Source organism: Winogradskyella thalassocola (genome assembly GCF_900099995.1).
GTDB lineage: Bacteria > Bacteroidota > Bacteroidia > Flavobacteriales > Flavobacteriaceae > Winogradskyella > Winogradskyella thalassocola.
Window position 1 is genome coordinate 1,102,584 of the sequence record NZ_FNCZ01000001.1, and the last position, 24,730, is coordinate 1,127,313.

18 protein-coding genes and 1 tRNA gene are annotated in these 24,730 nt (G+C 33.1%); 5 read left to right on the plus strand and 14 right to left on the minus strand.

What is annotated here, in order from left to right:
* Positions 1-4 precede the first annotated feature (4 nt).
* Entirely contained in the window at positions 5-3,346 is a 3,342-nt protein-coding gene (locus BLT80_RS04640; RefSeq protein WP_092466403.1) for a M56 family metallopeptidase, read from the minus strand.
* 2 nt (positions 3,347-3,348) lie between these two features.
* A complete protein-coding gene (locus BLT80_RS04645; RefSeq protein WP_092466404.1) occupies positions 3,349-3,714 on the minus strand; it encodes a BlaI/MecI/CopY family transcriptional regulator in 366 nt (121 codons plus the stop codon).
* A gap of 118 nt (positions 3,715-3,832) precedes the next feature.
* Here BLT80_RS04645 and BLT80_RS04650 point away from each other — a divergent pair, with 118 nt between their 5' ends.
* Positions 3,833-5,224 carry a M28 family peptidase gene (locus tag BLT80_RS04650; RefSeq protein ID WP_092466405.1) on the plus strand — a complete coding sequence of 464 codons (1,392 nt, stop codon included), beginning with the start codon at positions 3,833-3,835 and terminating at the stop codon, positions 5,222-5,224.
* Position 5,225: 1 nt separating this feature from the next.
* On the opposite strand, the gene BLT80_RS04655 is transcribed toward BLT80_RS04650, so the two are convergent.
* Positions 5,226-6,614: a dipeptidase gene (locus BLT80_RS04655; RefSeq protein WP_092466406.1), complete on the minus strand. Its 1,389-nt coding sequence runs from the start codon at positions 6,612-6,614 to the stop codon at positions 5,226-5,228.
* 153 nt (positions 6,615-6,767) lie between these two features.
* Between BLT80_RS04655 and BLT80_RS04660 the strand changes: the two genes are divergently transcribed.
* The 3 genes from BLT80_RS04660 to uxuA all read left to right on the plus strand — a co-directional run bounded on the left by BLT80_RS04660 (position 6,768) and on the right by uxuA (position 9,073).
* Positions 6,768-6,849: transfer RNA gene (locus BLT80_RS04660), tRNA-Leu, on the plus strand.
* Positions 6,850-7,088: 239 nt separating this feature from the next.
* On the plus strand, positions 7,089-7,895 hold the full coding sequence (locus BLT80_RS04665; protein ID WP_092466407.1) for an SDR family oxidoreductase: 807 nt from the start codon (positions 7,089-7,091) through the stop codon (positions 7,893-7,895).
* Positions 7,896-7,906: 11 nt separating this feature from the next.
* Positions 7,907-9,073: a mannonate dehydratase gene (gene uxuA, locus BLT80_RS04670; RefSeq protein WP_092466408.1), complete on the plus strand. Its 1,167-nt coding sequence runs from the start codon at positions 7,907-7,909 to the stop codon at positions 9,071-9,073.
* Here uxuA and BLT80_RS04675 read toward each other — a convergent pair whose 3' ends face one another.
* From BLT80_RS04675 to BLT80_RS04725, 11 genes are all read right to left on the minus strand, one after another.
* Positions 9,074-9,997 carry an alpha/beta hydrolase gene (locus tag BLT80_RS04675; protein WP_092466879.1) on the minus strand — a complete coding sequence of 308 codons (924 nt, stop codon included), beginning with the start codon at positions 9,995-9,997 and terminating at the stop codon, positions 9,074-9,076. It abuts the gene before it with no gap.
* Between the two features lies 1 nt (position 9,998).
* A complete protein-coding gene (locus BLT80_RS04680) occupies positions 9,999-10,778 on the minus strand; it encodes a rhamnogalacturonan acetylesterase (RefSeq protein WP_092466409.1) in 780 nt (259 codons plus the stop codon).
* Positions 10,765-12,777, minus strand: a complete 2,013-nt coding sequence (gene pelA, locus BLT80_RS04685) for a pectate lyase (protein WP_245710100.1) — start codon at positions 12,775-12,777, stop codon at positions 10,765-10,767. Before pelA ends, BLT80_RS04680 begins: the two co-directional genes overlap by 14 nt.
* 11 nt (positions 12,778-12,788) lie before the next feature.
* Positions 12,789-13,976: a sialidase family protein gene (locus BLT80_RS04690; RefSeq protein ID WP_245710102.1), complete on the minus strand. Its 1,188-nt coding sequence runs from the start codon at positions 13,974-13,976 to the stop codon at positions 12,789-12,791.
* On the minus strand, positions 13,973-15,583 hold the full coding sequence (locus tag BLT80_RS04695; RefSeq protein ID WP_092466411.1) for a glycoside hydrolase family 43 protein: 1,611 nt from the start codon (positions 15,581-15,583) through the stop codon (positions 13,973-13,975). The genes BLT80_RS04690 and BLT80_RS04695 overlap by 4 nt, the downstream gene beginning before the upstream one ends.
* Positions 15,580-16,623 (minus strand): Gfo/Idh/MocA family oxidoreductase, encoded by a 1,044-nt coding sequence (locus BLT80_RS04700; RefSeq protein ID WP_092466881.1) that lies wholly within the window; start codon positions 16,621-16,623, stop codon positions 15,580-15,582. Before BLT80_RS04700 ends, BLT80_RS04695 begins: the two co-directional genes overlap by 4 nt.
* Positions 16,624-16,696: 73 nt before the next feature.
* On the minus strand, positions 16,697-17,917 hold the full coding sequence (locus tag BLT80_RS04705; RefSeq protein ID WP_092466412.1) for a glycoside hydrolase family 88/105 protein: 1,221 nt from the start codon (positions 17,915-17,917) through the stop codon (positions 16,697-16,699).
* 9 nt (positions 17,918-17,926) lie between these two features.
* A complete protein-coding gene (locus BLT80_RS04710) occupies positions 17,927-18,346 on the minus strand; it encodes a cupin domain-containing protein (protein WP_092466413.1) in 420 nt (139 codons plus the stop codon).
* The gene (locus BLT80_RS04715; RefSeq protein WP_092466414.1) at positions 18,346-19,362 is read right to left on the minus strand and encodes a DUF4861 family protein; all 1,017 of its coding nucleotides are present in this window, start codon (positions 19,360-19,362) and stop codon (positions 18,346-18,348) included. The genes BLT80_RS04710 and BLT80_RS04715 overlap by 1 nt, the downstream gene beginning before the upstream one ends.
* Positions 19,359-20,276, minus strand: a complete 918-nt coding sequence (locus BLT80_RS04720; protein ID WP_245710105.1) for an alpha/beta hydrolase — start codon at positions 20,274-20,276, stop codon at positions 19,359-19,361. Before BLT80_RS04720 ends, BLT80_RS04715 begins: the two co-directional genes overlap by 4 nt.
* 140 nt (positions 20,277-20,416) lie before the next feature.
* Entirely contained in the window at positions 20,417-21,907 is a 1,491-nt protein-coding gene (locus BLT80_RS04725; RefSeq protein ID WP_245710106.1) for a glycoside hydrolase family 28 protein, read from the minus strand.
* A gap of 264 nt (positions 21,908-22,171) precedes the next feature.
* Between BLT80_RS04725 and BLT80_RS04730 the strand changes: the two genes are divergently transcribed.
* Positions 22,172-24,655: a pectate lyase family protein gene (locus BLT80_RS04730; RefSeq protein WP_092466415.1), complete on the plus strand. Its 2,484-nt coding sequence runs from the start codon at positions 22,172-22,174 to the stop codon at positions 24,653-24,655.
* The last annotated feature ends 75 nt before the right edge of the window (positions 24,656-24,730 follow it).

The window sequence follows — 24,730 nt, forward strand, 5'->3', positions numbered from 1 at the left end:
ATATTTAATCAGTGATAATAATAACTATAGGTGCTATCTCTGAGTCAGAACTATCTTTGAGCGCAAACAGCACAAGCTGATCATCTTTTTTTGCGCTTTCAAGATGTTTTAGGGCATCAATATCTAGCACATTACTCTTTATATGTTGAGTTGGTTGACCTGGAATTTTAAACTTAAATTCGGTTACTTTTCCATTTTTAGTGCTCAGTTTTAAAGTTTTAAATTCTTCTCTAGTCATTGATGTTTTCCCCGTTTTATAGGTTTTACCATTAACAAAAGGTATGATACTTACTTGTTCTTTTGACATCTGTTCTCCAACTTTTCCTTTCACTCCGATAAGAATTGGCTTCTTGGATATATAAATTAAGGGTTGTTCAGTATCTGTTTTCTGAGCATTGATATTTAGTTTAGGATGCTTTTTTAATAAGTCAATAGCTTCATCAGATGAGATTGATTTCCCTTCATTAAAGAATTTTGCATTGCTTTTAGCCATTTTAATGACATAGTCTAATGTTGCTGCAGATTTACTCGGATGCCCTTGTACTGTGATTGGTTCTAGGTCTTCAGGTTTACTTGGAGAAGGGTATGTTTCTGCATTATTTTCTTTGGCTTTATTAGGAGAAGAATAACCTATTACAATCTTCTCTTTTAAATCTTGAGATTTAGTAGGTGGTGGAGGAGGCGGAAATTTTAAGCCCGTGGTCTTTAGTTCATCATCCGCAATTGGTAGTTCTACAGAATTTTCTTTCTGTGTTGAAGTCATACGTTTATAGATTCCAACATATTTAATTAAGTCTTTTTGTTTTACAATAGGATAGTTGGCTGTTTTACCGTTGCGCTCGTTTTCTTGAGCAGCCAGCGTTTCTTTTTTTAATTGTTTTGCCCAAGCATTATATGCAGACACCTCTTCATCTGTTGGTTTATCTTGAATAGAAATGTGACTTTCAATTGCAAAAGGCGTATTACCTTTGGCCCTATTAATTTCTTGATTAGGTGCTACAATACGATAAAATCCGTAATCCTGAAGCGAGTTAAATATAAACCAAACTTCCTTATTCGAAATTTCCTTGGATGATTTCACATGAATATTCATATAATTTTTACGTTCCTCAGATGTAATATCTTGATGCAGTTGATTAAATACATCTACAAATGTTTCTTTTGTTGCTTTTATGCCATCTATCAAATATGAATTTTCATTTAAAACTTTTAACTCAATACTTCTTGCGTAGATCTTTTTTTTCTGAGCACTTGAAAGTTTAACTAAATAGTTTCCGTCAGAATCTTTTTGAGTTGTCATATTTGTGCGTTTGCCATTGTTGTTTGTAGCAATAGCTTTTGCTTCTTTAGCAGAAATTTTTTCATCATCTAAATAAAAAGAAGCACCATCTTTTTCCATCTCAACGATATACTCTAAAAACGAAGGATTATATACACTTTGCGTGTCACCAGCGTTTGGTCCTCCTTTAGATGTTTTTTGTTTAGCAGGAGGTGGCGGCGGTGCTATTTGAGATGCGTCTGCTTGAATAATTTTAAAGTCATATTTTCTAATCAAGGTGATAATATTTTTCAATGCCTTTTTTGAGGCTTCACTTTCATCGAATTTTACGAAAACTGAGTTAGAATCATCAAAGGATTTCGATAATGTTTTTAGTTTCGATTCAATGCTCCCCAAAGAAGCGTAATTGTTCTTTACCAATAATTCTCCGTTTCTGTTTATTAGAATTACCATGATTGGTTCTTCTTGACTATTAGAATTGATATATTGGGCTGGCACAGGTGGAGCCATTAAGATATTATGCTTTTCTAATTCTTCTTTTGTAAACTGATTATAAAGTTTATCAGCTTGTGCTTTTAAAATCTTAAGTTCAGAATTATCTGTCTGAGGTCCTTTTAAGTATTTTCCAATAGCTTCAGAATAAGTTTTTGTGAGTTTTCTATATTTAGTCACATCTGCTTCTTCGTATGTTTTTCTAAAGCCTTCTTTTGTGTATAAACTAGATTGAAATGGTTGCGGAAATTTTGCTGTACGTGCATTCTTATAGACTTTAGACTCTGAGAAATGAACAATATCCTTTAAGGAGTAATTGTCTAATTCAGAATTGGGTACATTTTTACCATCTAACCATATCGCAAATTCCTTTGTGTTTTTCCAAGATTCAAATTGAGCAGAAGTTGGCTGATTTGGTTCAACTTTAGATTTAGATAATTTTATATAATCCTCTAAAAAATTGTGATTCTTTAAGAGTGAATTTTCTTGATGTTCTGGAAATGTTTCAACTGATGCTCTTTGTTTTTCGGACATCAGTTCATTATAAATTATTATAGCTCTTTCGTATTTATTAAAATGTACTGTATTGGTCTCTTTATAACTCGTTATAAAATCACGATATTCTTGCATTAATTTTTCTGATGCTTCTACAGATTGGGATTCATTTTGAACTTGCAATAATTCAGAGGTTTTTATATTATCTTTTTCAACATATTCCTTTTCAGCAAAACTGTAAAAAAGAATCGCAATAATTGGCAATACTAATACCGTACTTAGCCAAATTCTGGTTTTTGAGGTTTGTGTTTTCATAACTGTAAATCGTTTTTTGATTGATGAATAATTGATGGCACTCGATAGTTGATGATTTTGAGTGTTTGATGAAAATTGTAATAAAATATGTTGATAGACTTTAGTGTCCGTTCCTTGTTCTAAAACGGCTTGGTCTGCTAAAAATTCATGATTAAGTTTTACATGATGTTTCAAAATGTAAATTAAGGGATGAAACCAAAATATAATTTGAAGTAACTCTATAATGATAATGTCTAGACTGTGTAATTGCCTAGCGTGGGTTTCTTCGTGAAGTAAGACTTCTTTCGGAATGTTATCAGATTCATACCTTGTTTTATTAAAAAAGATATATCTAAAAAATGAATGTGGGATTATATTTTCGTGAAGTAAAACATAAATAAAAGAGCGTTTATTGATGTTGTCATTCTTAACGATGCGGCGCTGCATTTTTACAAGATTTATAATAAACCGTGAAGCAAACATTAAAACGCCAAATCCGTAAATTAACCAAAGTGTGGTTTCTAAATTAAAGAAAGGAGCTTCTTCAATGGTTGTGTCATCTAAAACTAATTCCATTGGAAAATATACAGGAGCAGTTTCAAATGTGGCAGTTACAGGTTCTACATATTCTGTTATGGTTAAGGTAGGAATTGCTAATGCCAAGATTAAAACACTTAGTAGATAAAAACGTTTAAAGCGGTGCATGTTCTGATGTTCTAAAAAGAGCACATAGACTAACCAAAATACGCATAAACATGCTGAAAATTTTAATAAGTACGTTTCCATAATTATCGATTTTTAATTTCTGTATCTATGATTTTCTTTAACGCTTCTAACTCTTCTGTTGTTAAATCTGTTTTACGCGTAAAGAACGAAGCAAACTGAGAGGCACTATCATTAAAAAAAGTTTTAATGAGCCCGTTAACATGCTTAGAGAAATAATCTTCTTTTTTAACTAGCGGAAAATACTCTCTCGATTTACCGTAGGTTTTATAATCTACAAAGCCTTTCCCAATCATGCGTTTAAGCAAGGTCGCAATCGTTGTGGTAGCCGGTTTAGGTTCTGGGTAAATCTCTAACAAATCTTTCATAAAAGCTTTTTCTAGCTTCCAGAGGTGTTGCATTAGTTGTTCTTCGGTTTTTGAAAGTTGCATGCTCTACGTTTTTAGAATTAACTCTACAAATGTAGAGTTAAAAATTCAATTATCAAAATTTTAAATTGTTAAAGGATTGAAACACCTATATTTGCTATAGCAGAAAACAAAATCCCTAATGAAGAATTCTACTATTTTTACCCTATTGTGTGCATTGTTATGTTTTAATGTGTCATTCTCACAATCCATTCAAGATATTATTAATACGGTTAGTAATTCTAATTTGCAGTTGAGTGTTAATGAACTTTCTGGTGAGCAAGCCACGATGATCAATGGTGTATCACAAACTATTACCAGTCGTGTTCAAAATAATAATGATTTGGTTGCAGACTATATTGAAGAACGATTATCAGCAATGCCTAATCTTAATGTGGTATTTCAAAATTTTAATATAGCAGGTAAGAATATTATTGCGACGCAATTAGGAAAAACCAATCCAGAAGATATTTATATCGTTTGTGCGCATTACGATTCTGTCGCTGAATATTGTGCCGACGATAATGCAACAGGAGTTGCGGCTGTTTTAGAAGTTGCAAGGATTTTGTCGCAACAATGTACTGACAATACTATTGTTTACGCGCTTTGGGATGAAGAAGAGATTGGTTTGTTAGGTGCCAATTATTATGCACAACAAGCTGCTGATGATACTAATGGAAATACGAGGGATAATATTTTAGGAGTTATCAATATGGATATGATTGGTTTTGATGGTGACGCACCTGGGACAGAAGGTGATAATGACTTTGATATCGATGTTCGAGATATAGCTAATTCCATTGGGATTAAAGATGATTTACTAAGTATTCTAAACACGTATACTTTCGATTTAGATGTGACTGTAGTTAATCCGGGAACACCAGATAGTGATCATTCACGTTTTTGGAATCAAGGGTATTCTGCTGTCTTGGTTGGAGAATCTTGGTCTACCGATGATGAATCCATAAACTATCATAGTGCTGACGACAGAGTAGGAGATATCGATTTTCAGTATATGACAGAAATGACCAAATTAGTAGCAGCATATATGGCAACGAAATCTGGATTGTTAGCTTTAGATAATACAGTAACTCAAACGGGGACTAGTTTAATTGCCAACCAAACGGCAGCTTCGTATCAATGGTTTAATTGTGATACTGAAACTGAAATTTCAGGAGCGATAAATCAATTGTTTTCTCCAACAACCAACGGTAATTATGCTGTAGAAGTCAGTTCAGGATCTTGTATGGAGGTGAGTAACTGTATTACTTTTGGGACATTAACTTCTGAAGAATTTACAGATGAAGAAATTCTGTTTTACCCAAATCCGGTAACGTCTATTTTAAAAATTGAAAATCTAAAAGCAACAGAACTGACTATTATTGTAAATGATATTTCTGGTAAACGTGTTTACACAAATACGTTTCAAAACGAAAACTTTGAAATAGATTTAAATAATAGCCCTTCTGGTGTGTATTTTGTTAATGTTATTTCAAAAACAAAATCTTCAATATTTAAAATTGTAAAAGAATAAATTAGCCTTTTAATTCTGTAAAATACTTGTAAAACCAAGGAATCGTTTCGATACCTTTAAGGTAATTCCAAACTCCAAAGTGTTCATTTGGTGAGTGAATAGCATCGCTATCTAATCCAAAGCCCATTAAAATAGTTTTACTATTTAGTTCTTGTTCAAAAAGAGACACAATAGGAATACTACCTCCGCTACGTTGAGGAATAGGGGTTTTTCCAAAAGTTTGCTCATACGCTTTTGACGCTGCTTTATAACCAATACTGTCAATTGGAGTGACATAACCTTGTCCACCATGATGAGGTGTTACTTTTACAGTTACTCCTTCTGGAGCAATATTTTCAAAGTGCGATTTAAATAATTCTGTTATCTCTTCCCATTCTTGATGTGGTACTAATCGCATTGAGATTTTTGCATAGGCTTTACTTGCTATAACTGTTTTTGCACCTTCACCTGTATAACCTCCCCAAATACCGTTGACATCTAAAGTTGGTCTAATGGAGTTACGCTCGTTAGTAGAATAACCTGCTTCACCATAAACAGCATCAATATCTAATGATTTTTTATACGCTTCTAATGAGAATGGAGCTTTTGCCATTTCGGCACGTTCAGCATCCGAAAGATCTTCAACCTTATCGTAAAATCCAGGAATGGTAATATGATTGTTTTCATCGTGAAGAGACGCAATCATCTTCGTTAATACATTTATTGGATTCGCTACTGCTCCTCCATAAAGTCCAGAATGTAAATCTCTATTTGGCCCGGTAACTTCAACTTCAACATAGCTTAGACCTCTTAAACCTGTTGTAATTGATGGTACATCTGGTGCGATCATTCCTGTATCGGAGATTAAAATCACATCATTTGCTAATTTCTCTCTGTTGTTAGCTACAAATTTTGCCAAGTTTACACTACCAACTTCCTCTTCGCCTTCAATCATAAACTTTACATTACAAGGCAACTCATTATTAGCCGTCATGTATTCCATGGCTTTAACATGCATATACATTTGACCTTTATCGTCACAAGCTCCTCTAGCAAAAATGGCACCTTCAGGATGTAATTCTGTTTTTTGAATGATTGGATCAAAAGGAGGTGAGTTCCATAAATCTAAAGGATCTGGTGGTTGCACATCATAATGACCATAAACCAAAATAGTTGGTAAATTTTTATCAATTATTTTTTCACCGTAAACAATAGGATAACCTTCAGTTTCACAAATTTCGACATGGTCGCAACCAGCTTTTTCTAGACTTATCTTAATAGCGTCTGCTGTTTTTAGGACATCTCCTTTGTAAGCAGAGTCTGCACTAATTGATGGGATTTTTAGTAGATCGATAAGCTCGTTAAGAAAACGGTCTTTATTATCGTTGATATAAGATTGTATGGATTGCATAATACTGTTTGATTTTACTCAAAAATATGAATTTAAAGAGGAATATATTAATCAACTCGAAAATTTAAGAAATCATTTAGAATTCTTGAATATTTAATATTTGTATATTCAAACTATTGTTTATATTTGCATCCCAATAATTATTGGATAGTTGCAGGTGTGGTGGAATTGGTAGACACGCCAGACTTAGGATCTGGTGCCGCGAGGTGTGGGAGTTCGAGTCTCCCCACCTGTACAAAATCCGAAGAGAAATCTTCGGATTTTTTTATTTAAAATTGTTTCAAAAAAAGGTCAGGTACAACATTTGACTATTTTTGGAAGGCTCTTTATAATAATTGTGTTTCGTTCTAAATAGTATTAAAACTGACTAAAAACAAAAAAAATGCTACTAGCGGACCCTAGGTATAAATAGTTTAAATATAATAAGGTTTTAGAAAAAGTTATTGTATTTTAATTTTTTAAACTAATTGTAATATGAATATTTTTGATATAAAAGATAAAGTAATAATTATAACAGGTGGTTATGGCACTTTAGGGTCTAGTATTGCAAAACACCTTATTAATTCTGGGGCAAAAGTGGCGATTTTAGGAAGAGACGAAAACAAAGCAAAACTCTTTGCTAACCAACTTTCAGAAAAAAACGCCATAGGTATAAAAGCAGATGTGCTCGACAAAGAAAATTTAATTTCAGTTAAATCTAAAATTCTTGAAAAATGGCAAAAAATAGATGTACTGATCAATGCTGCAGGAGGAAATATGCCTGGAGCAACTTTAGCACCAAACGATTCATTATTTGATATTTCGATTGATGATTTCCAAAATGTAACCGATTTAAATTTAATGGGAACGGTGATACCTTCTTTAGTGTTTGGTGAATATATGGCTCAACAAGGAAATGGTTCAATAATTAATGTTTCTTCAGTGGCTGTAGCGAACGTGCTAACAAGAGTTGTGGGGTACTCTGCTTCAAAAGCGGCTATGGAAAACTTTACACGCTGGATGTCTGTGGACATGGCTTTAAAATTTGGTGATAAAATTAGAGTTAATGCAATTGCACCAGGATTTTTTCTTGCAGATCAGAACAGACAATTGTTAACCAACGAAGATGGTTCATTAACCGAACGTGGTGAAACCATTGTGAAAAACACACCAATGAAGCGTTTTGGAGATTCAGAAGAGTTAAATGGAGCTGTGCATTTACTGGTAAGTAATGCCTCAAAATTTATGACAGGAACAGTAATACATGTTGATGGCGGTTTTAGTGTTTTTAGTGGTGTTTAAGTAGAAAGAAAATGAAAGAAACATTTAGATGGTTTGGAACTTCAGATACAGTTAGTCTATCAAATATAAAACAAGCTGGTGCTACAGGAATTGTTACCGCACTTCATCATGTTGACAATGGTGAGATTTGGACAATAAAGGATATTGAAAATGTAAAAAATACCATTGAAAAAAATGGCTTAGAATGGGCATTCATAGAAAGTATTCCTGTCCATGAGAACATTAAGTTAAGACAAGGCGATTATCTGAAACGCATTGAAAATTATAAGCAAAGCTTAAAAAATATAGCACAATGTGGAGTTAAAAATGTTTGTTATAATTTCATGCCTGTTTTAGATTGGACGCGTACACATCTCTATTGGGAATTGAATGATGGTAGTACAGCATTGAGATTTGACAAGGTAGAAATGGCGATTTTTGAAGCCTTCATCTTGAAGCGGAAAAATGTAGATAAAAGCTATGATGCCTCTATTTTGAGAGATGCTGAAATGCACTTTGATAATATGTCCCCCGAAGAAAAACAACGTTTAGAAGATAGTATTTTAAAAGGTTTACCAGGAACTGTTGACGACCTTACTATTCCAAAATTTAAAGAGATGATTGCGCAGTATGATGGTATTTCTCATGCCGATTTAAAATCAAATTTATCTTATTTTTTAAATCAAATTATTCCGCTTGCTGAAGAATTGGGAATTAAAATGGCAATCCATCCAGACGATCCACCATTTGATATTTTGGGACTACCTCGCATTATAAAATCTGAAAGAGACTTAGATGATTTAGTTAATTTCATTGATAGTCCTTCAAATGGAATAACGTTTTGTACAGGCTCATTGGGTGCCAATCCTGAAAACGATTTACCTAAAATGATAGAAAAATTTAAAGACAGAATTCATTTTCTTCATTTGAGAAATGTAAAACGTGAACCTAATGGTAGTTTTTATGAGGATCATCATTTAGAAGGTTCTTCAGATATGTATGAGGTAGTAAAAACTGTTTTAAAAATTGAAAAGGAGCGTAACATCTCTATTCCTATGCGACCAGATCATGGACATCAAATGTTGGACGATTTAAAAAACACTACAACTTATGCTGGCTATTCAGCTATCGGAAGATTAAAAGGGCTTGCTGAACTTAGAGGTTTAAGTATGGGGATTTTTAAAAGTGATATTAGATAATTAATCTATCCATTTATTAGCTTTTAACCAATTTTCACAAGCTATTGTCCAAAAATGATTAGTATCTCCTCTACCCAGACCAAAACCATGACCACCTTTTTCATAAATATGTATTTCGACAGAAACATTATAATCTTTTAGCGCTAAATAATAATGAATACTGTTTTCTACAGGAACAGACTTATCATCCGTCGCATGTACTAAAAAAGTTTTAGGCGTGTAAGCGTCCATTTGTGTTTCGTTAGAATAAGTTTCTATTTCTATATCTGAAGGTGACTCTCCTAACAAGTTTTTTCTAGATCCTTTATGTGTAATTGAATCTTTCATTGAAATAACAGGGTAAATCAATATTGAAAAATCTGGTCTTGCATTAATATCGTCTTCAACCTTATATAACTCTTTATTATATTGAGTTGATAATGTTGCTGCTAAATGGCCACCGGCGGAAAACCCCATTATGCCTATATTATCTTTATTTAATTTCCAGTTTTGACCATTACGTCTTACATATCTTACAGCTCTTTGAGCATCTTGTAATGGTCCAATGGTTCTATCTTCCATGATGGCATCATTTGGTAATCTATATTTTAAAACGAAAGCTGTAATACCAAGCGTATTTAACCATTCTGCAACTTTATAACCTTCTTTATTGATTGCTAAATGATGATAACCACCTCCTGGACAAATGACAACTGCTGTTCCGTTAGGTTGTTTAGGTTTGAAAACCGTTAGTGCTGGAATACTAACTTGCTCCAAGCTAGAAACTACGGAATCTTTTATGATTTCAATCTCCTTGAACTCTGGATTTTCTATCACATTTGGAATTGCACCGTTCCATAACTCAATGACTTCGCGTTTTGGCTGTCCAAAGCAATTAAGCATTAAAAAGTAACTGAAAAACAAAAAATAATTATGAGTTTTCATTTTAATTGGTTTTAGTGAAAGCATCAAAACCTTCAACTTTTTCATTTAAAGCATTAACAGCTAATCTTGCTACTTCTGTTGCTCCTAAAACAGATAAATGTGTATTATCTTCTTTACCTTCTGGATAATATGGGATTTCATTAGGAGCATAATGCAAATGTAATTTCTTAGAACCATTTACTCCGTAAGCTTCTTCAAGCTTTTCGGTTAAATATTGCAAATCAATTAGCGGCACATTGAACTCCTGTGCAACTGACCGCACTTCTTGAGGATATTCGCCATGAGTATCTACTAAAGTTTTTTCTTCGTTAAAATTACGCCTAACTATAGAAGTGAATAAAACTGGTGTTGCTCCCATTTCTCTGGTTTCTGAAACAAACTTTATTAAATTATTTCTGTAAGCCGTATGGGGATTGGTATAGCGATTAGGATTATTAATTTTTTGATCGTTATGTCCAAATTGGATAAATATATAATCGCCTTTTTTCATTTGTTGGTAAACAGAATCCCATCGTCCTTCAGCTATAAAACTTCGAGTACTTCTTCCATTTACTGCATGATTTTTTACAGTGGCATTATTGTTTAAGAACTGAGGTAATAATTGACACCAACCTCGTTCTGGATTCTCTTCAGGATTTGGTTTATCTGCCATAGTAGAGTCTCCAATTGTGTAAATAGAAATATTTTGTATTCGTTGATCTGATTGAGATTCTGTTTTATCTTTTTTACATGATTGATAGATAATCAAAATCAAAAAGAATAAAACCTTATAATGTTTCATACCATTCTTTTTTTGAAGCTTTTTTATACTTACCGAGTATATTCTTTAAGGTATATTTTTTGGCTTCTTGCTTTTTTAATTGATGTGACCATCCTACTCTTTTTTCTGGTTGAAATCCTACATTATGGTTTTTATACTCACCATAAAAGGTTGTTTTTTCAGCTTCTGCTTTAGACCAATTGTGCCATCCTTCTGATAAAATATGACTTCCTAAATCGCAATTTATAAAGACTGTTTGAGCATATATTCGCCAAGGTCTTCCTAAATAAACTTCATCAATATCTTTATCTGCTGTAAGCTTGCAATCTTTAAATACGTAACCAAATAATGAATCTTTTGGTGTTGAAGCTGCTGTGATGTACGAATTCTTTTTACTATGTATTTCGCAGTTTTCAAAAAAAGCTGTTGCACTGCCGAATATAAAATCAGTAGTACCCTCAATATAACAGTCTTTATAATACTGTCTTCCTTTACCTGATGCATACAAGGTATCTTGATTACCTAAAAGTTTACAATTGATAACTGCAACCTCATCTGAAAATACGGACAACGCAACTGCTTGACCAACCTCTCCTGATGCGTTTTCAATGGTTAGGTTTTTTAATACAACCTTATTAGCTTCAACCAAAAGTGTATAGGTATAAAATGTGCTATTTCTACCTAATCCAACCTTATTAAAATAATCGTCATAAGTAATAATTGTTTTGTCTTTGCTTTCACCTATTAATGATAGGTTTGAATTCCATTCGTGGATTTTAACTTTTTCTTTATATATACCATCTTTAATGAAGATTGTCACTCTTTTATATGGAAATGACTTGGTATTGTTTATAGCTTTTTGAATAGTTTCATAGTCTCCACTTCCATCTTTTGCAACAACTATATTAAATTCATCATTATTTTTTTTAATAGTTATTAAATCGTGTTTGGCTTTCCATTCAGGGTATTTATTTAATACAAGCTGTGGATCGTTTTTATACCAAGCATATCCATTTCTGCGCTCATCTCCAATTTCGGCTAAAGAGGCTTTTTTTATGCCGTCTCTGTCACAAAAGAAAGGTGCATTATCCTCCAATTCCATAAAACGCGCCCAAATTGCTGGTGCATTCTCATCTGGAATCATTCTTTTGTCGACGATTTTTCCAACATTGTTATAAATCCTATCTTTTCTTAATCCTGTGATTTTTACTTTTTCGAACCATGTAACAGCACTATTTACAGCATTAATTACCTCTTTTGATGGGTTTTCTATAGACATTAGAAGTAAAACGATATGAGCTGATTCCGCTCCACTTAAAGATGGTAATTCATAGGCTCTTGCTTTTGCAGGTAATAGTGTGTTTTCATCATGCTGCGCACACCAAGCTGTTAATACTCCATTTTGCTTGTATTGTGTTTTGAGTATACAATCAATACCTTTATTAAACGCTACGTTTATTTTTTCTAATTGCATTTTTGTTGGCTGAATAGAATAGTAGCCGGTGTTATCTTTCATCTTTTTTAAAAGATTCATGATGTTAATCATAGAATCATCATTGTATGTAATATGTGTGCTATAGCCTTTTTTTAGAGGATAAAATTGTGGCCAACCTCCATTATCATATTGCGCTTCTAAAATATAATCTACTGCTTTTAAAAAGGCATTTTTATAAATCTCATCTCGTGTTTGAGCATATATTTTTGATAAAAACAACATTTCTTGAATTGTGGCTCCATTATCTGTTGTAGCACCTTCATTCGTCTGTTTTTTGACTAGAAGTTCTTGTTTTTGAGTTTCGGTAAGCGAATGATGCATTTGCACATTTTTGGGCCATCCACCAATATCACGCTGATATAACAGAACATTTTCTGCCATTTGCTTGGCTTCAGGTGTAGCAAACCAAGCGGCTTCTTTTTTATGAATTATATCTCGCCATGACTTATCATGAACTTGAGCATATAAATTTGAACAAACGGCTAAAGTGATTGCGAAAAAGACAATTCTTTTTATATTTTTCATCCTCATCATTTTTAATTTAAAGTTAAACTAGTTAACGGTACTTTGGTGTATTCAATATCTTCTTTATTTGTAGCATAAGATATGTAGAGATTGTTCTTCCAAACAAATGACTTTGGATAATGATAACCCAACCTTTTATATTTTCCTTCGTAACGCAACGATTGAATATCTTTACCACCTCTTCTTATGACATACGAGGTACTAAATAATTTTCCTTCATCGCTTAAAGTAACCGCTAAAGGCATCCTTGTTTTGTTATTTACAGGATTATTAATTATATACGCTATACCATTATTAAAATTGCCTGCACTTTGCTTAGATCTCGAATCTGGCATATTTGTAATTACAGGAATTGACCATGTTTCTCCTCGATCTTTACTTACCGAAGCCAAATTATAATAGGAGCTACTTTGATCTCTAAATACCATTACTAAATTATTGTTTCCTTGTAGGAACCAACTGGGTTCAATTTCTCGAGAAACATTATTTTTTACTGAATTATTAGAAAATTTTGGTCGTTTCCAACCCCTGATACCTAAAGGGTCATCGGTATAAATTGGAGATGCAATTAATCCAGGTTGAAAATGAGCAGCACCAACAATACGACCGTCTGGTAAGGCATGAGGGTCTTGTTCAAAAACACCATTCAGTGGAGTGCCTTTAGCCATTAAGACTGGTTGTTTATCTGTCCAATTCACACCGTCAACACTCGTTTTGTAATATGTAAATCCTCCTTTAGGTATAACATCATCTGGCCACTCATTGATATAGGCAACTAAAGTATCACCATGTTTCCACCAACCACCAGAAGTACAGTAACCATTTGCTAAGGTTTCAGATAAAACTTTGGGTTCAGACCAATTTTTTCCATCATCACTTTGGTTATAAGCGACCCAAGTCTCCATAGAGTCTTCATCTTTTGAAGAACTTTGCCATTGACAATAAAAGGTGTTTTTAAATACCGTCATCACAGCTCCATTGTTGAAATGATTTGTAGAATCATTTGGTTTAAAAATAGTAACTGTTTCTATTCCTTTAGGGGCTTTAAGCCCTAAATCATCGTTTTTATCTTGATTAAAAATGGCGATATCTACTTTAAAAGGAACTTTTATAGCCTTATCGGTTTCGCATGAGAGAAACAACACAACTAACGACGTTGCTAGTAGCATAGACACTATTAAAGACTTGTCTTTTATCATCTTCTGAATCTTATCCAATCAATATCTAAGCTTCCAGCATCATTTATAATCCCTTCACGAAGTGCCAAAAATCCTATTTTAGAACCAATCCATCTCCCTTCTCTTGCTTTAAAAGCTTTTCCTATGGATTTGAATTTTTTATTATCTAGACTGTAGAAAAATTCACAAATTCCACCTTTACTAACTTTAACTTGAAGATAAACCGTATTTGTATCTATTTTAATTTTATCGCTTTCAGTTTCGGCTTTATTTTTATTAGCATCTTCACATATTACTTGAGACAAGTATAAATTTCCCACCACTTTTTTCAATCGAATATAACTGTAATCTAATCCCATAATTAAGAAACCTACTTCTTCATTATCGTGCCTAGAGTTGAAGGTCATTTTTGTTGTTGCTGTAAATTCTTCTGCTGGAAATTTTTGTAATAATAAATTCGAAATCGTATATAGATTAACAGCATCTTCGGGCTTTGGTCTGCAATACATGGTATAATGTCCCATTGCTGTTGGAAATCCGTAATATACTTCTGGATTTGCCTGCCATTGCCATTGTAATCCTAATTTTGGTTGATTAAATTCATCAGAATCTGGTGGTGTAACAATTGGATATGTTTTACCAACATTTGGTTTTTTATATGTTAAAACAGGTTCTCCAATACCATCATTATTTTGGTCGACTCCAATAACTGGCCAATTGTTTTCCCACGTCATAGGTTGTAAATGAACGATACGTCCATAAGCATCTTTATCTTGAAAATGAAAAAACCAATTTTCACCAGTTTGTGTCGTTACCCAAGCACCTTGATGCGGACCATTTATAGCTGTGTTTCCTTGATGTAAAACCTTTTTCTTTTCATATGGTCCATAAACAGTTTTTGATCTTAAGATAGTTTGCCAACCTGTAGAAACTCCTCCTGCTGGTGCAAAAATGTAGTAATACCCATTTCGTTTGTAAAATTTTGGTCCTTCAATAGTAGATTCGTTCTTATGACCATCAATAATTAATACCTCATCGTCATTGGTTTTGGTGCCATTTTCATTCATTGTTGCAATAACCAATAAGCTTTTAATTCCTGCACGACTACCAGCAAAAGCATATGCTAAATATACTTTTCCATCGTCGTCCCATAGTGGTGTTGGGTCTATAAGGCCTTTTCCTCCTTTAACTAAAACAGGTTCTGACCAAACGCTCTTTGGATTTTTGGTTTTAATCATATAAATTCCAAAATCTGGGTCTGGATAATAGATGTAAAATTCTTCATTATGATATCTAATACATGGTGCCCAGACACCTTTACCATGTTGTGGTTTGTCAAAAACCTCTAATGGCACTTGTTTTGGAAGTGCATAATTGACCAATTCCCAGTTTACTAAATCTTTTGAATGTAAAATAGGTAAGCTTGGTGAAGCGTTAAAAGAAGAAGCTGTCATATAGTAATCATCTCCAACTCTAACGACATCTGGATCTGAAAAGTCTGAATGTAAAATTGGATTTGTATAAGTTCCATTACCATTCTCGGAAGCCCAAACTTTAGATACTGTTTTTTCTTGAGCCGAAAGGCTAAAAACAGAAAACAGACTTATGATAATTAAAATAGTTCTCATAAATCAACAACGCGCTTTTCTTTGTTACTTTTCATTGCAGCTTCGATAATTATTATAACATCTGTTGCTTCTTTTGCTGTTACTGGTAGCGGTTTATTGTTACGTATTGCATCAGAAATCCCATCGTAATATGTCATATAATTACCTTGTTCTGTATTAACAAATGATTTTTTGAATTCACCATCTTTCAGAATATGAAGTATTCCACCTTCAGATTCTGGTTCTATACCCCAATTATTTGAGTGGGGTTTTAAATTCTTTTGAAGTTCTGTTTCTTGTATATCTGCTTTTGATTTTACAAACGACCCTTTGGTACCATGAATACAATAGGCTGGAAGTGGTTCTCTAACAAAATAACTCGATTTTAGAGATACGTAATGTGAATGGTAATACAGTTTTACATCAAAATAATCTCCTACTTCAGAATTATCTCTGAATGAATCTAGAGTAGCAAAAACACTGTTAGGCATTCCAAACAATTGTAGTGCTTGGTCTATGATATGTGAGCCTAAATCGTACAAACTACCAACACCTTCGGTTGGTGTTTCTTTATGAATTTTATAGCTTAGTTCTGGATCAAATCTATCGTAATGAAATTCGGCTTCAACAATATTTCCTAAAACGCCTTGTTCTATCACTTTTTTGACAGTTTTAAAATCACTATCCCATCGTCTATTATGAAATACTGACAATTTTACATTTTGCCTTTCTGCTAATGCAACTAGTTCTTTAGCTTCTGTTGAAGTTACTGTAAATGGTTTTTCAACTACGACATGTTTACCCGCTTCAAGACACTTTTTTGTATACTCGTAATGCGTAATATTTGGTGTGTTAACGATAACTAAATCTATGACGTCATCTTTAAGCAATTCTTCCAAAGATCGAAACGTTTTAATATTTGAGTAGTTTTCTTTGGCTAAATTTTTGGTACGTTCGAAAACAGCATATAAATTAAAATCTGGGTGTACATCTATAAATGGACCATGAAAAACCCATCCACTCATTCCGAAAGAGCATAATGCTGTATTTATTAAAGCCATATTCATATTATTTAGTTCTCTATACGATTTTTTCCTCCTTCAAAATCACTCGAATAAAGACTTAAAATTTATTTTACTTGTTTAATTCTAAGGCTGCCATAATAAAGGGGCCTGTTCCTTTAGGGTCATTAGATCTAATTATTTCTCCAATATAGTATTCAAATGTGCCATCTCTGTATGGATCCCCTCCTAAACCTGCGACACCACAACATTTGTTAAGATTTACAACTCCATTGTCTTCAACGGTAATGAATAAATCTAGAGTGCCTTGAAACGCCTTATTCGCATTCTCTAAATAGGTGTTTGGTAAGTATCCTTTATTAACTCCTTTTGCTAAAGTATATGTAAACATACTTGTTCCTGTGGCTTCTAAGTAGTTTCCTTCTCTTTCAGGTAGATTGAGCACTTGAAACCATGTACCACTTTTATCTTGATATTTTACGATAGCTTCGGCATATTGATTGAGATATTTAATAATTCTTGCTCTTCCTTGATGATTTTCTGGTAAATAATCTAACACATCTACTAATGCCATGCCGTACCAACCCATGCCACGAGACCAAAAATTCTCTGAAAGACCTGTCTCTTTATTAGCCCATTTTTGTTCTCTACTTTCATCCCAACCATGGTAGTACAATCCTGTTTCTGAATCTCTACTGTATTTTTCAATTAAGTCAAATTGTAGAACAATTTTATCATAAACCTTGTTTGCTTCTACAGGACTCATATAGTCTTTAGCATATTTAGCATGAAATGGTTCAGCCATATATAAACCATCTAACCACATCTGATATGGATATATTTTTTTATGCCAAAAACCACCTTCTGAAGTTGTTGGTTGACCTTCTAATTGTTTATGAAGTGTATCCATTACTTTTTTAAAACGAGGCTCTTGAGTTTTGTTATACACATAGTACATGATATCACCAGCTTTTATCATATCTAAGTTGTAGTTAGACATTTTGTAGGTTTTGATAGTCCCATTTTTTTCAATCATTCTATCAGGATACTCATATATATAATCATATATTTTTTGATTGTTAATTTGCTCATAAACCTTAGACATTGCTTGCAAAACTAATCCTGGTGTATAACTCCATTTTGGTTTGTCTCTAAAATCTAAAAGTGTTGGATCTGGAAATCTTTTAATTTCGGACAAAGCCATACGTTCTGACCATTTTAACGAATCAGAAATTTCCATTTCTTGTTTTGGTACGTCCGCTTGCTTCTTTTCTTCTTTACAACTTGTAAAAAAACTTAAAGCTAATATTGTAATAAGCGTTATATTTTTCATCTTAACTATTTATTGCTTTTCGTATTTCTTAATCACTAAATATTTTAATTCTATAGCACCAGCATTACTAATACCATGCATACTATTTGGTGGGCAATACAAACTTGTATTGGCTTCTACAACAACTTCTTTTCCATTTAAATAAAACTTTGCAGTACCCTCTAAAACATAAAAGAATTCATCTTCGGGATGTTGGTGTGGGGCGTGTGTAGATTTCCCTGGTGCTACCACACTCAACTTAAGTGTTCTCCCATCTAAAAAATCTTTATCTGCAAACCAATACTGATAGCCGACTTTTGTTGGTATAGCTTCATCTTTGGAAAATGTATTTACGCAGTCTTCAATGGTATAAGTTTTGTCTTGTGCATTGATAGTTTGAAAACTAATACACATACAAAAGAGTATTACACTTTTTAATAGAATCTTCATTATAGCGCATTATTTGAATTCAATTCATTCAATAAACCATCTAAATAGGTTAAAAATTCGGCCTCTGTTTTAATGCCATCCACTTCTTGTTCCCAAGCTCCTAAAAAGTAGAAGGACACAGGTTTTGTTGTTGGTTGAAATTGAATTAAATAATCATACTTTCCTTTTTTAACTTCAGAAGTGGTCTTAATCTCATAAAAAATTGCCATTCCTAAATCGTCTGGTACCAACGTTTGCTCACCATAAGTCGCTATGTAAGCCCATTTTTTGTTAGCACTTTCTTTCTGAAAATAATTGACACCGTGATCGATAATTCCTGTTACAATACCATCGATTGCTTTTGAAGGCTGAATAGTGTGTTTTGTGTACCGTTGATCTGGACGAATACTTAAAGTTGATTTTAGATCGATTTTATCGTCACCTGTCTTCCATCCTTTATAGTTTATAATTACCGAAGATGCATCTAAATTATTCTGTACAGAAGCAAATGTGGAATCGACTTCTTTAAAGTGAAGTACTTCAACTTCAACTAAGCGACCTAAAGAACCAATGCCAAGTCCACTTCCCACTTTTAAGATGTCTTGTCCCCAAGGCTCAGGTTCATGATATGAATCGAAACCATCTTGGCCGACGTTAGACAACACCATAGTATCTGTTTTTTTTCCGAAAATATCAATGGCATTTCTCCAATCTAAATAGAGCCTATATCCTATTTTATTGTTTTCCCAACCTGGCCCTTCGTAACGTATGTACCAAGAATGGTCGGTGTGGTTATCTGGAACTCGAAATTTTTCAATATTTTTGAATGAAGTTCCACCATCATATTCTTCATGTCCTCTTGTACCATCAATCCATTCTCCACCTTGTGCAATAGAGATTTCTGCATAGGTTTTTGGTGTTTCAATTACTTTTTCAGTTTGCTTAATCGGTTCTTTTATGTCTTCTTTTTTCTCAGATTTACAGGCTGTAACTGATGCCATAAAACATAAAGCGATTATAAATTTTAGTGTTTTCATTCTTTATCTTTTTTGAGTGTTTTATCTAAAAATGTTGAGATGTAATTTACAGTATCATTAAACCAAGGATGGAATAACCAAAAGGTGTGTGGACTATCTGGAAAGTTTTCGACTTGACTGTAAATATTATGTTTATCTAAAATTTTTATCATGTCTTCTCGTCCTGCTTGAAAACGCTCATACTGACTACTTATAAATAAAATTGGCGGGGTGTTTTTATCAGTGTGGGTTAGGGCAGATGCTTCTTTCCATGTTTCTGGCTTTTCTTTAGATGTACCTCCTAACCACCAACTAGCCATTTTGCCTTCACTAGATTTAGGATGAACAAAAGCCAAAACACCATCTAAGTTCACAATGGCTTGGACAGACGTTGACGTAGAATATTCTGTTTTTTCTTCAAACTTTGGATTGTTATTTGTTGTACCAACCAAGGTTGCCATTTGTGCGCCAGAAGAAGTTCCTAAAATAGCGACTCTCGTCGTGTCTAAATGAAATTGCTTGGCATTAGATTTTATATATTGAATGGCTTGTTTTATATCATAAATCCCTTTAGGATATTGGACTTCGTCTGATAATCTATATTCTACTGCAAAACAAGAATAACCTAGAGAAGCAATGTGTTGTGCCATTGGTGTCATGTGAGACTTATTGCCAGATTTCCATCCGCCTCCATGCACTAAAATAACAGCTGGGTTATTTTCTGATGTATTTATAAAAGCATCCAAACAAAGAGTTCTGTTTTCTAACGTTTTGTATGTAATGTTTTTTGTTTTAAATACATTTTGAGACTGTTGCGATTTTACAATTTCAATTTGCGGAAAATCCTTTTTGTATTTTTTATAAGAACCTGCTACAGTGTATGAAGTGTCTTTCTGTATGGATTGAAAAGCAAATACAGTTGATATATTCAACAAAAAAATGAAGCTATATGAAATTGATTTATACACTATTCTTATTTTTTATTTAAAGAATAAGCCTGATTTTGTAAATCAGGCTATCATAGGAATTGAAATCTAAACAACTAATCAAAATACCTCCTATTTTATTCCTGCTACTAATTCTCTTCTTTGGCAGGACTTTGCATTAAAGCCCCATTAATATACGTATCTATAAGTTTTAAATTAGAAACATTTTCTAAAGAGAAAGCATTTTCTACTTTTTCTATATTTACATTTCTTAATGTGACATTTGTAATTGGTGATTCTTTATAGCCTTTTGCTAAAATTCCAAATTCGCCACCATTTTTAACCGTAATATTTTCTAACCAAATATTTTTTATTTCAGGAATAAATTCGCCAGTTTGATTGGTGTAAGTTGCATAAAACATATTTAGTTTTAAAACGGCTTCTTTAACTTGACCTATCTTTACATTTCTAACATAAACACCATCAATAGTTCCCCCTCTTCTAGAGTTGGTTTTTAAACGAATGGCTCTATCCAAATTAGGACTATCCATTGTGCAATTATCCACATAAACGTTGTGTACCCCAGCAGACATTTCACTACCGATTACAACACCTCCATGGCCATCTAGCATTTTACAGTTTTGTACCACTATATTTTCGCTTTTAATACCAACACGTCTCCCTTCTGCATCTCTACCAGCTTTTATGGCGATACAATCGTCACCTGTATTAAACGTACAGTTTTTAATGATTACATTTTTAGAATATTCTGGGTCGCAACCGTCATTATTTGGACCGTGGCTTTCAACCGTAACACCATCGACTATTACATTGTTAGATTTAAATGGATGAATAATCCAAAATGGTGCATTCGTTATTTTAATACCTTCTAATAGGACATTTTTGCATTCATAGAACTCAATAAAATTTGGGCGTAAATAATGACTATCTCCAAAAACACGTTTTTCTAAAGGTGTACCGTTTTGTCCCATTTCCATTAATCGTGGTAAGTTTAAACTATCTTTTTGTTGCGGCATTCCTTTTTTCCAACCATACTCTTCTTTACCACACCATTTCCACCAATTGTCATTACTTGCCTGACCATTTAAAGTTCCTTTACCTGTAACAGCGACATTATTTTTTTTGCTGGCATAAATTAATGGTGAGTAATTGATAAGCTCAACACCTTCATAAGATGTTGGAACTAACGGGTAATAATCTTTTGGGTTGGTACTAAATAAAATTTCTGCACCTTCTTCGAGATGTAAGTTTACATTATTATCTAAATGAATCGCTCCTGTTAGATAATTGCCTTCAGGTACTAAAACTATTCCTCCTCCTTTTTCTACACAAGCGGCAATGGTAGTTTTAAAAGCTTCTGTATTAAAGGTTGTGCCATCTGGATTTGCTCCAAAATCCATGATATTAAAAGTGGCATCTGGAAATTTAGGAACAGAAACACTTTCTATTACAGCATTCATTGCATCCCAAGGGCTTTTTTCTGAACTCGCAATGGTTTCATCCTCTTTTTTAGACTCTTTACAGGAACTAAAAGCAATAAGCATTATAACCATTAAAATAAATGAAGAAAATAAATTTAGAGCTTTTTTTTCATTCTGAAAACTAAATATTGATACCATTTAAAGAGAATTAAATATTAATGTAATCGATTACAAAACTAAAAAAATTACTTTGATATTCCAAACTTTTAGAATTTAAAATGAAAAGATTTTCCATCTAAGAAAATTAAGGTATGAAAATATAAACATCTCAATTCTAGAGATTCAATGTTTTTAATTAATTACATGTGAAACTAAATAATAATTGATAAAAAACAACTATATATCAAATTAATAGCTACTTTTATGTAATCGATTACATCTTTAATCAAAAATTAATATGATATGAAAAAAATATTACTTTATTTATCCTTATGTCTAGTGGGGCTACAATTGAATGCACAGGCAGTAACTATAACAGAGTCGTCGGGTTGGTTAGAATCGGCTTTTGTAGAGTGGTTACCTGAAGATGGAGTAGATAGCTACAATGTTTATTATACAGGAGGTGGACTAACGGATCAAATCATTGATACACAGCTTATCCGTAGTTATGGTAGTTACTATCGGGCAGACGTATTAGGTTTATCTACAGGTAATTACATACTTAAGGTTGTTCCTGTTATCGCAAATATTGAAGGTCCAGCTGCGGTATCAAACAGTGTTACCGTTACTGCTCACGACAGAAATGGTTTTGCACATAGCAATGGTCATGTTCCTGGTGCTTATAATCTCGATGGTACACTTAAAGCGAATGCTGTTGTAATTTATATAACGGAAAACTCAAAAAACACAATATCGTTGAATGTTATAGGTGCTACAACAAATCCATGTGTAGGACTTCAAACCATTTTAGATGGCTTTAAAAAAGGGGATGATGATCGTCCATTGGCCGTTCGATTGATAGGCAACATTACTGATTTAGATTATATGTTAAATGGAGATGTTGTTATTGAAAATGAAAATAATAACAACGGCTCTATAACTTTTGAAGGGGTAGGCAACGACGCACTTGTAAATGGTTGGGGACTGCGCATTAAAAGAGGAACAAATATAGAGGTTCGAAATCTTGGTTTTATGCTTACCAATGCAAATGAAGGTGATAATATAGGTCTACAACAAGACAATGAATATGTTTGGGTTCATAATTGTGATTTATTTTATGGAGCTTCAGGTGGTGATGCTGACCAAGCAAAAGGAGATGGAGCATTGGATTGTAAACGATCTACATATGTTACAATGTCTTACAATCATTTTTGGGATACCGGAAAAAGTAATTTGTTGGGTTTAAGTGAAAATACTACTACGGAATTATATATTACATATCACCATAATTGGTATGACCATTCAGATTCTCGTCATCCACGAGTTCGATTTTATTCGGCTCATGTTTACAATAACTATTTTGATGGAAATGCAAAATATGGCTCTGGTTCTACTGAAGGTTCTTCCTTGTTTTTAGAAGGGAATTTTTTTCGTAATTGTAAATATCCTATGCTGACATCGCAACAAGGAACAGATATCTTTAACGGATCTAATGGAACTTTTTCTGGTGAAGATGGAGGAGTAATAAAAGCATTTAATAATGATATGAGCGGAGAAACACGATTTGTAGCTTATGATGCTGTAAATTATCCTACTCAATTTGATGCTTATGTAGCAACAACACGTGATGAAAATATTGAAAGTAACATTTCATCTTTTCAAGGAGGCAATACTTATAATAATTTTGATACAGACCCATCACTATATATAAGTTCTTTAACAGTTGATAGTCCTATTGTAGCAAAAAATAATGTGATACAGTATTCAGGAAGATTGAGTGGTGGAGATATAAATTGGACTTTTGATGCTCCTGATGATGATACCTCCTATGCTATAAATACTGGACTATTAGGCCTTTTAACTTCCTATACATCGAATTTAGTGTCGATTCAAGGTGATACTTTAGGTACGGGAAGTACACAGACTTTAACCGTTCCAGATAATAATGACCAATCAGTTGATAGTGGAAATGCTATTGAAGATATGATTTTTACTTGGGGAGGAGACGCTACCGATGTTTCTGTAATAGGATTACCTGCTTCGGGTATTGTATATACTAAAAACACAATTGCGCAAACTATAACTGTATCAGGAACTCCCACATCGAATGTAAATTTTTCAATTACGACTAATGGCTCAGCTGGTTCATCAGTAACAGCTTCTGGAAGTGTATCAATTAATGGCCTTCCCAATGGAGATGAAATACACAATTTTACAGCGTCTGGTCTAAATAGTGGTTTTTATTCATTTACGGGAGCAAATATGAATTCAAATCCAGGAAGTACAATTTATGATGGTTTAATATTAACAGAAAGGCTGAAGATTGAGTCGTCTACAAATATTTCTTACACAACAACTTCTATTTCAACTTTAACATTGGTATTTGATCCTGCTTTTAGTGGAAACATAAAACTTGATGGTGTTACATATTCTGCGACTGATGGAGTTCTCACCTTAACAAATATTCCTTCAGGAAATCATAGTATTACAAAAGGAAATGTCGCCAATTTATATTACATTAAAAGTGAATTTGCGCTAGGTATTGAAGATCTTTCGCCACTACAAAAATTGAAAGTTTATCCCAACCCAATCGCAAATTTATTGAATATTTACTTACCTAATTCTACAATAGAAAAGATAACTATATATAACGTTATAGGAACAGTAATACAAACTATTAAAAAGGATTTAAGAGTTGTTGATTTGACTAATTTAGAAAGTGGAAGTTATTTTATAACACTTAAGACAAATAGAGGAGTAGTAACTAAAAAGTTTTTAAAAAAATAAGTTTTTTCTAAGACTTAAAGAAATCGATACTTCTTCATTTTAAAGCATAAAAAAGCAGTAGGAGGTTTTACGTTC

Coding starts and splice junctions, on each gene's coding strand:
- BLT80_RS04705 (WP_092466412.1), bottom strand. CDS start 17,917: ATGAAAAATATAACGCTTATTACAATATTAGCTTTAAGTTTTTTTACA.
- uxuA (WP_092466408.1), top strand. CDS start 7,907: ATGAAAGAAACATTTAGATGGTTTGGAACTTCAGATACAGTTAGTCTA.
- BLT80_RS04675 (WP_092466879.1), bottom strand. CDS start 9,997: ATGAAAACTCATAATTATTTTTTGTTTTTCAGTTACTTTTTAATGCTT.
- pelA (WP_245710100.1), bottom strand. CDS start 12,777: ATGAAAAATATAAAAAGAATTGTCTTTTTCGCAATCACTTTAGCCGTT.
- BLT80_RS04655 (WP_092466406.1), bottom strand. CDS start 6,614: ATGCAATCCATACAATCTTATATCAACGATAATAAAGACCGTTTTCTT.
- BLT80_RS04680 (WP_092466409.1), bottom strand. CDS start 10,778: ATGAAACATTATAAGGTTTTATTCTTTTTGATTTTGATTATCTATCAA.
- BLT80_RS04645 (WP_092466404.1), bottom strand. CDS start 3,714: ATGCAACTTTCAAAAACCGAAGAACAACTAATGCAACACCTCTGGAAG.
- BLT80_RS04650 (WP_092466405.1), top strand. CDS start 3,833: ATGAAGAATTCTACTATTTTTACCCTATTGTGTGCATTGTTATGTTTT.
- BLT80_RS04715 (WP_092466414.1), bottom strand. CDS start 19,362: ATGAAAACACTAAAATTTATAATCGCTTTATGTTTTATGGCATCAGTT.
- BLT80_RS04710 (WP_092466413.1), bottom strand. CDS start 18,346: ATGAAGATTCTATTAAAAAGTGTAATACTCTTTTGTATGTGTATTAGT.
- BLT80_RS04695 (WP_092466411.1), bottom strand. CDS start 15,583: ATGAGAACTATTTTAATTATCATAAGTCTGTTTTCTGTTTTTAGCCTT.
- BLT80_RS04640 (WP_092466403.1), bottom strand. CDS start 3,346: ATGGAAACGTACTTATTAAAATTTTCAGCATGTTTATGCGTATTTTGG.
- BLT80_RS04700 (WP_092466881.1), bottom strand. CDS start 16,623: ATGGCTTTAATAAATACAGCATTATGCTCTTTCGGAATGAGTGGATGG.
- BLT80_RS04725 (WP_245710106.1), bottom strand. CDS start 21,907: ATGGTATCAATATTTAGTTTTCAGAATGAAAAAAAAGCTCTAAATTTA.
- BLT80_RS04730 (WP_092466415.1), top strand. CDS start 22,172: ATGAAAAAAATATTACTTTATTTATCCTTATGTCTAGTGGGGCTACAA.
- BLT80_RS04665 (WP_092466407.1), top strand. CDS start 7,089: ATGAATATTTTTGATATAAAAGATAAAGTAATAATTATAACAGGTGGT.
- BLT80_RS04690 (WP_245710102.1), bottom strand. CDS start 13,976: ATGATAAAAGACAAGTCTTTAATAGTGTCTATGCTACTAGCAACGTCG.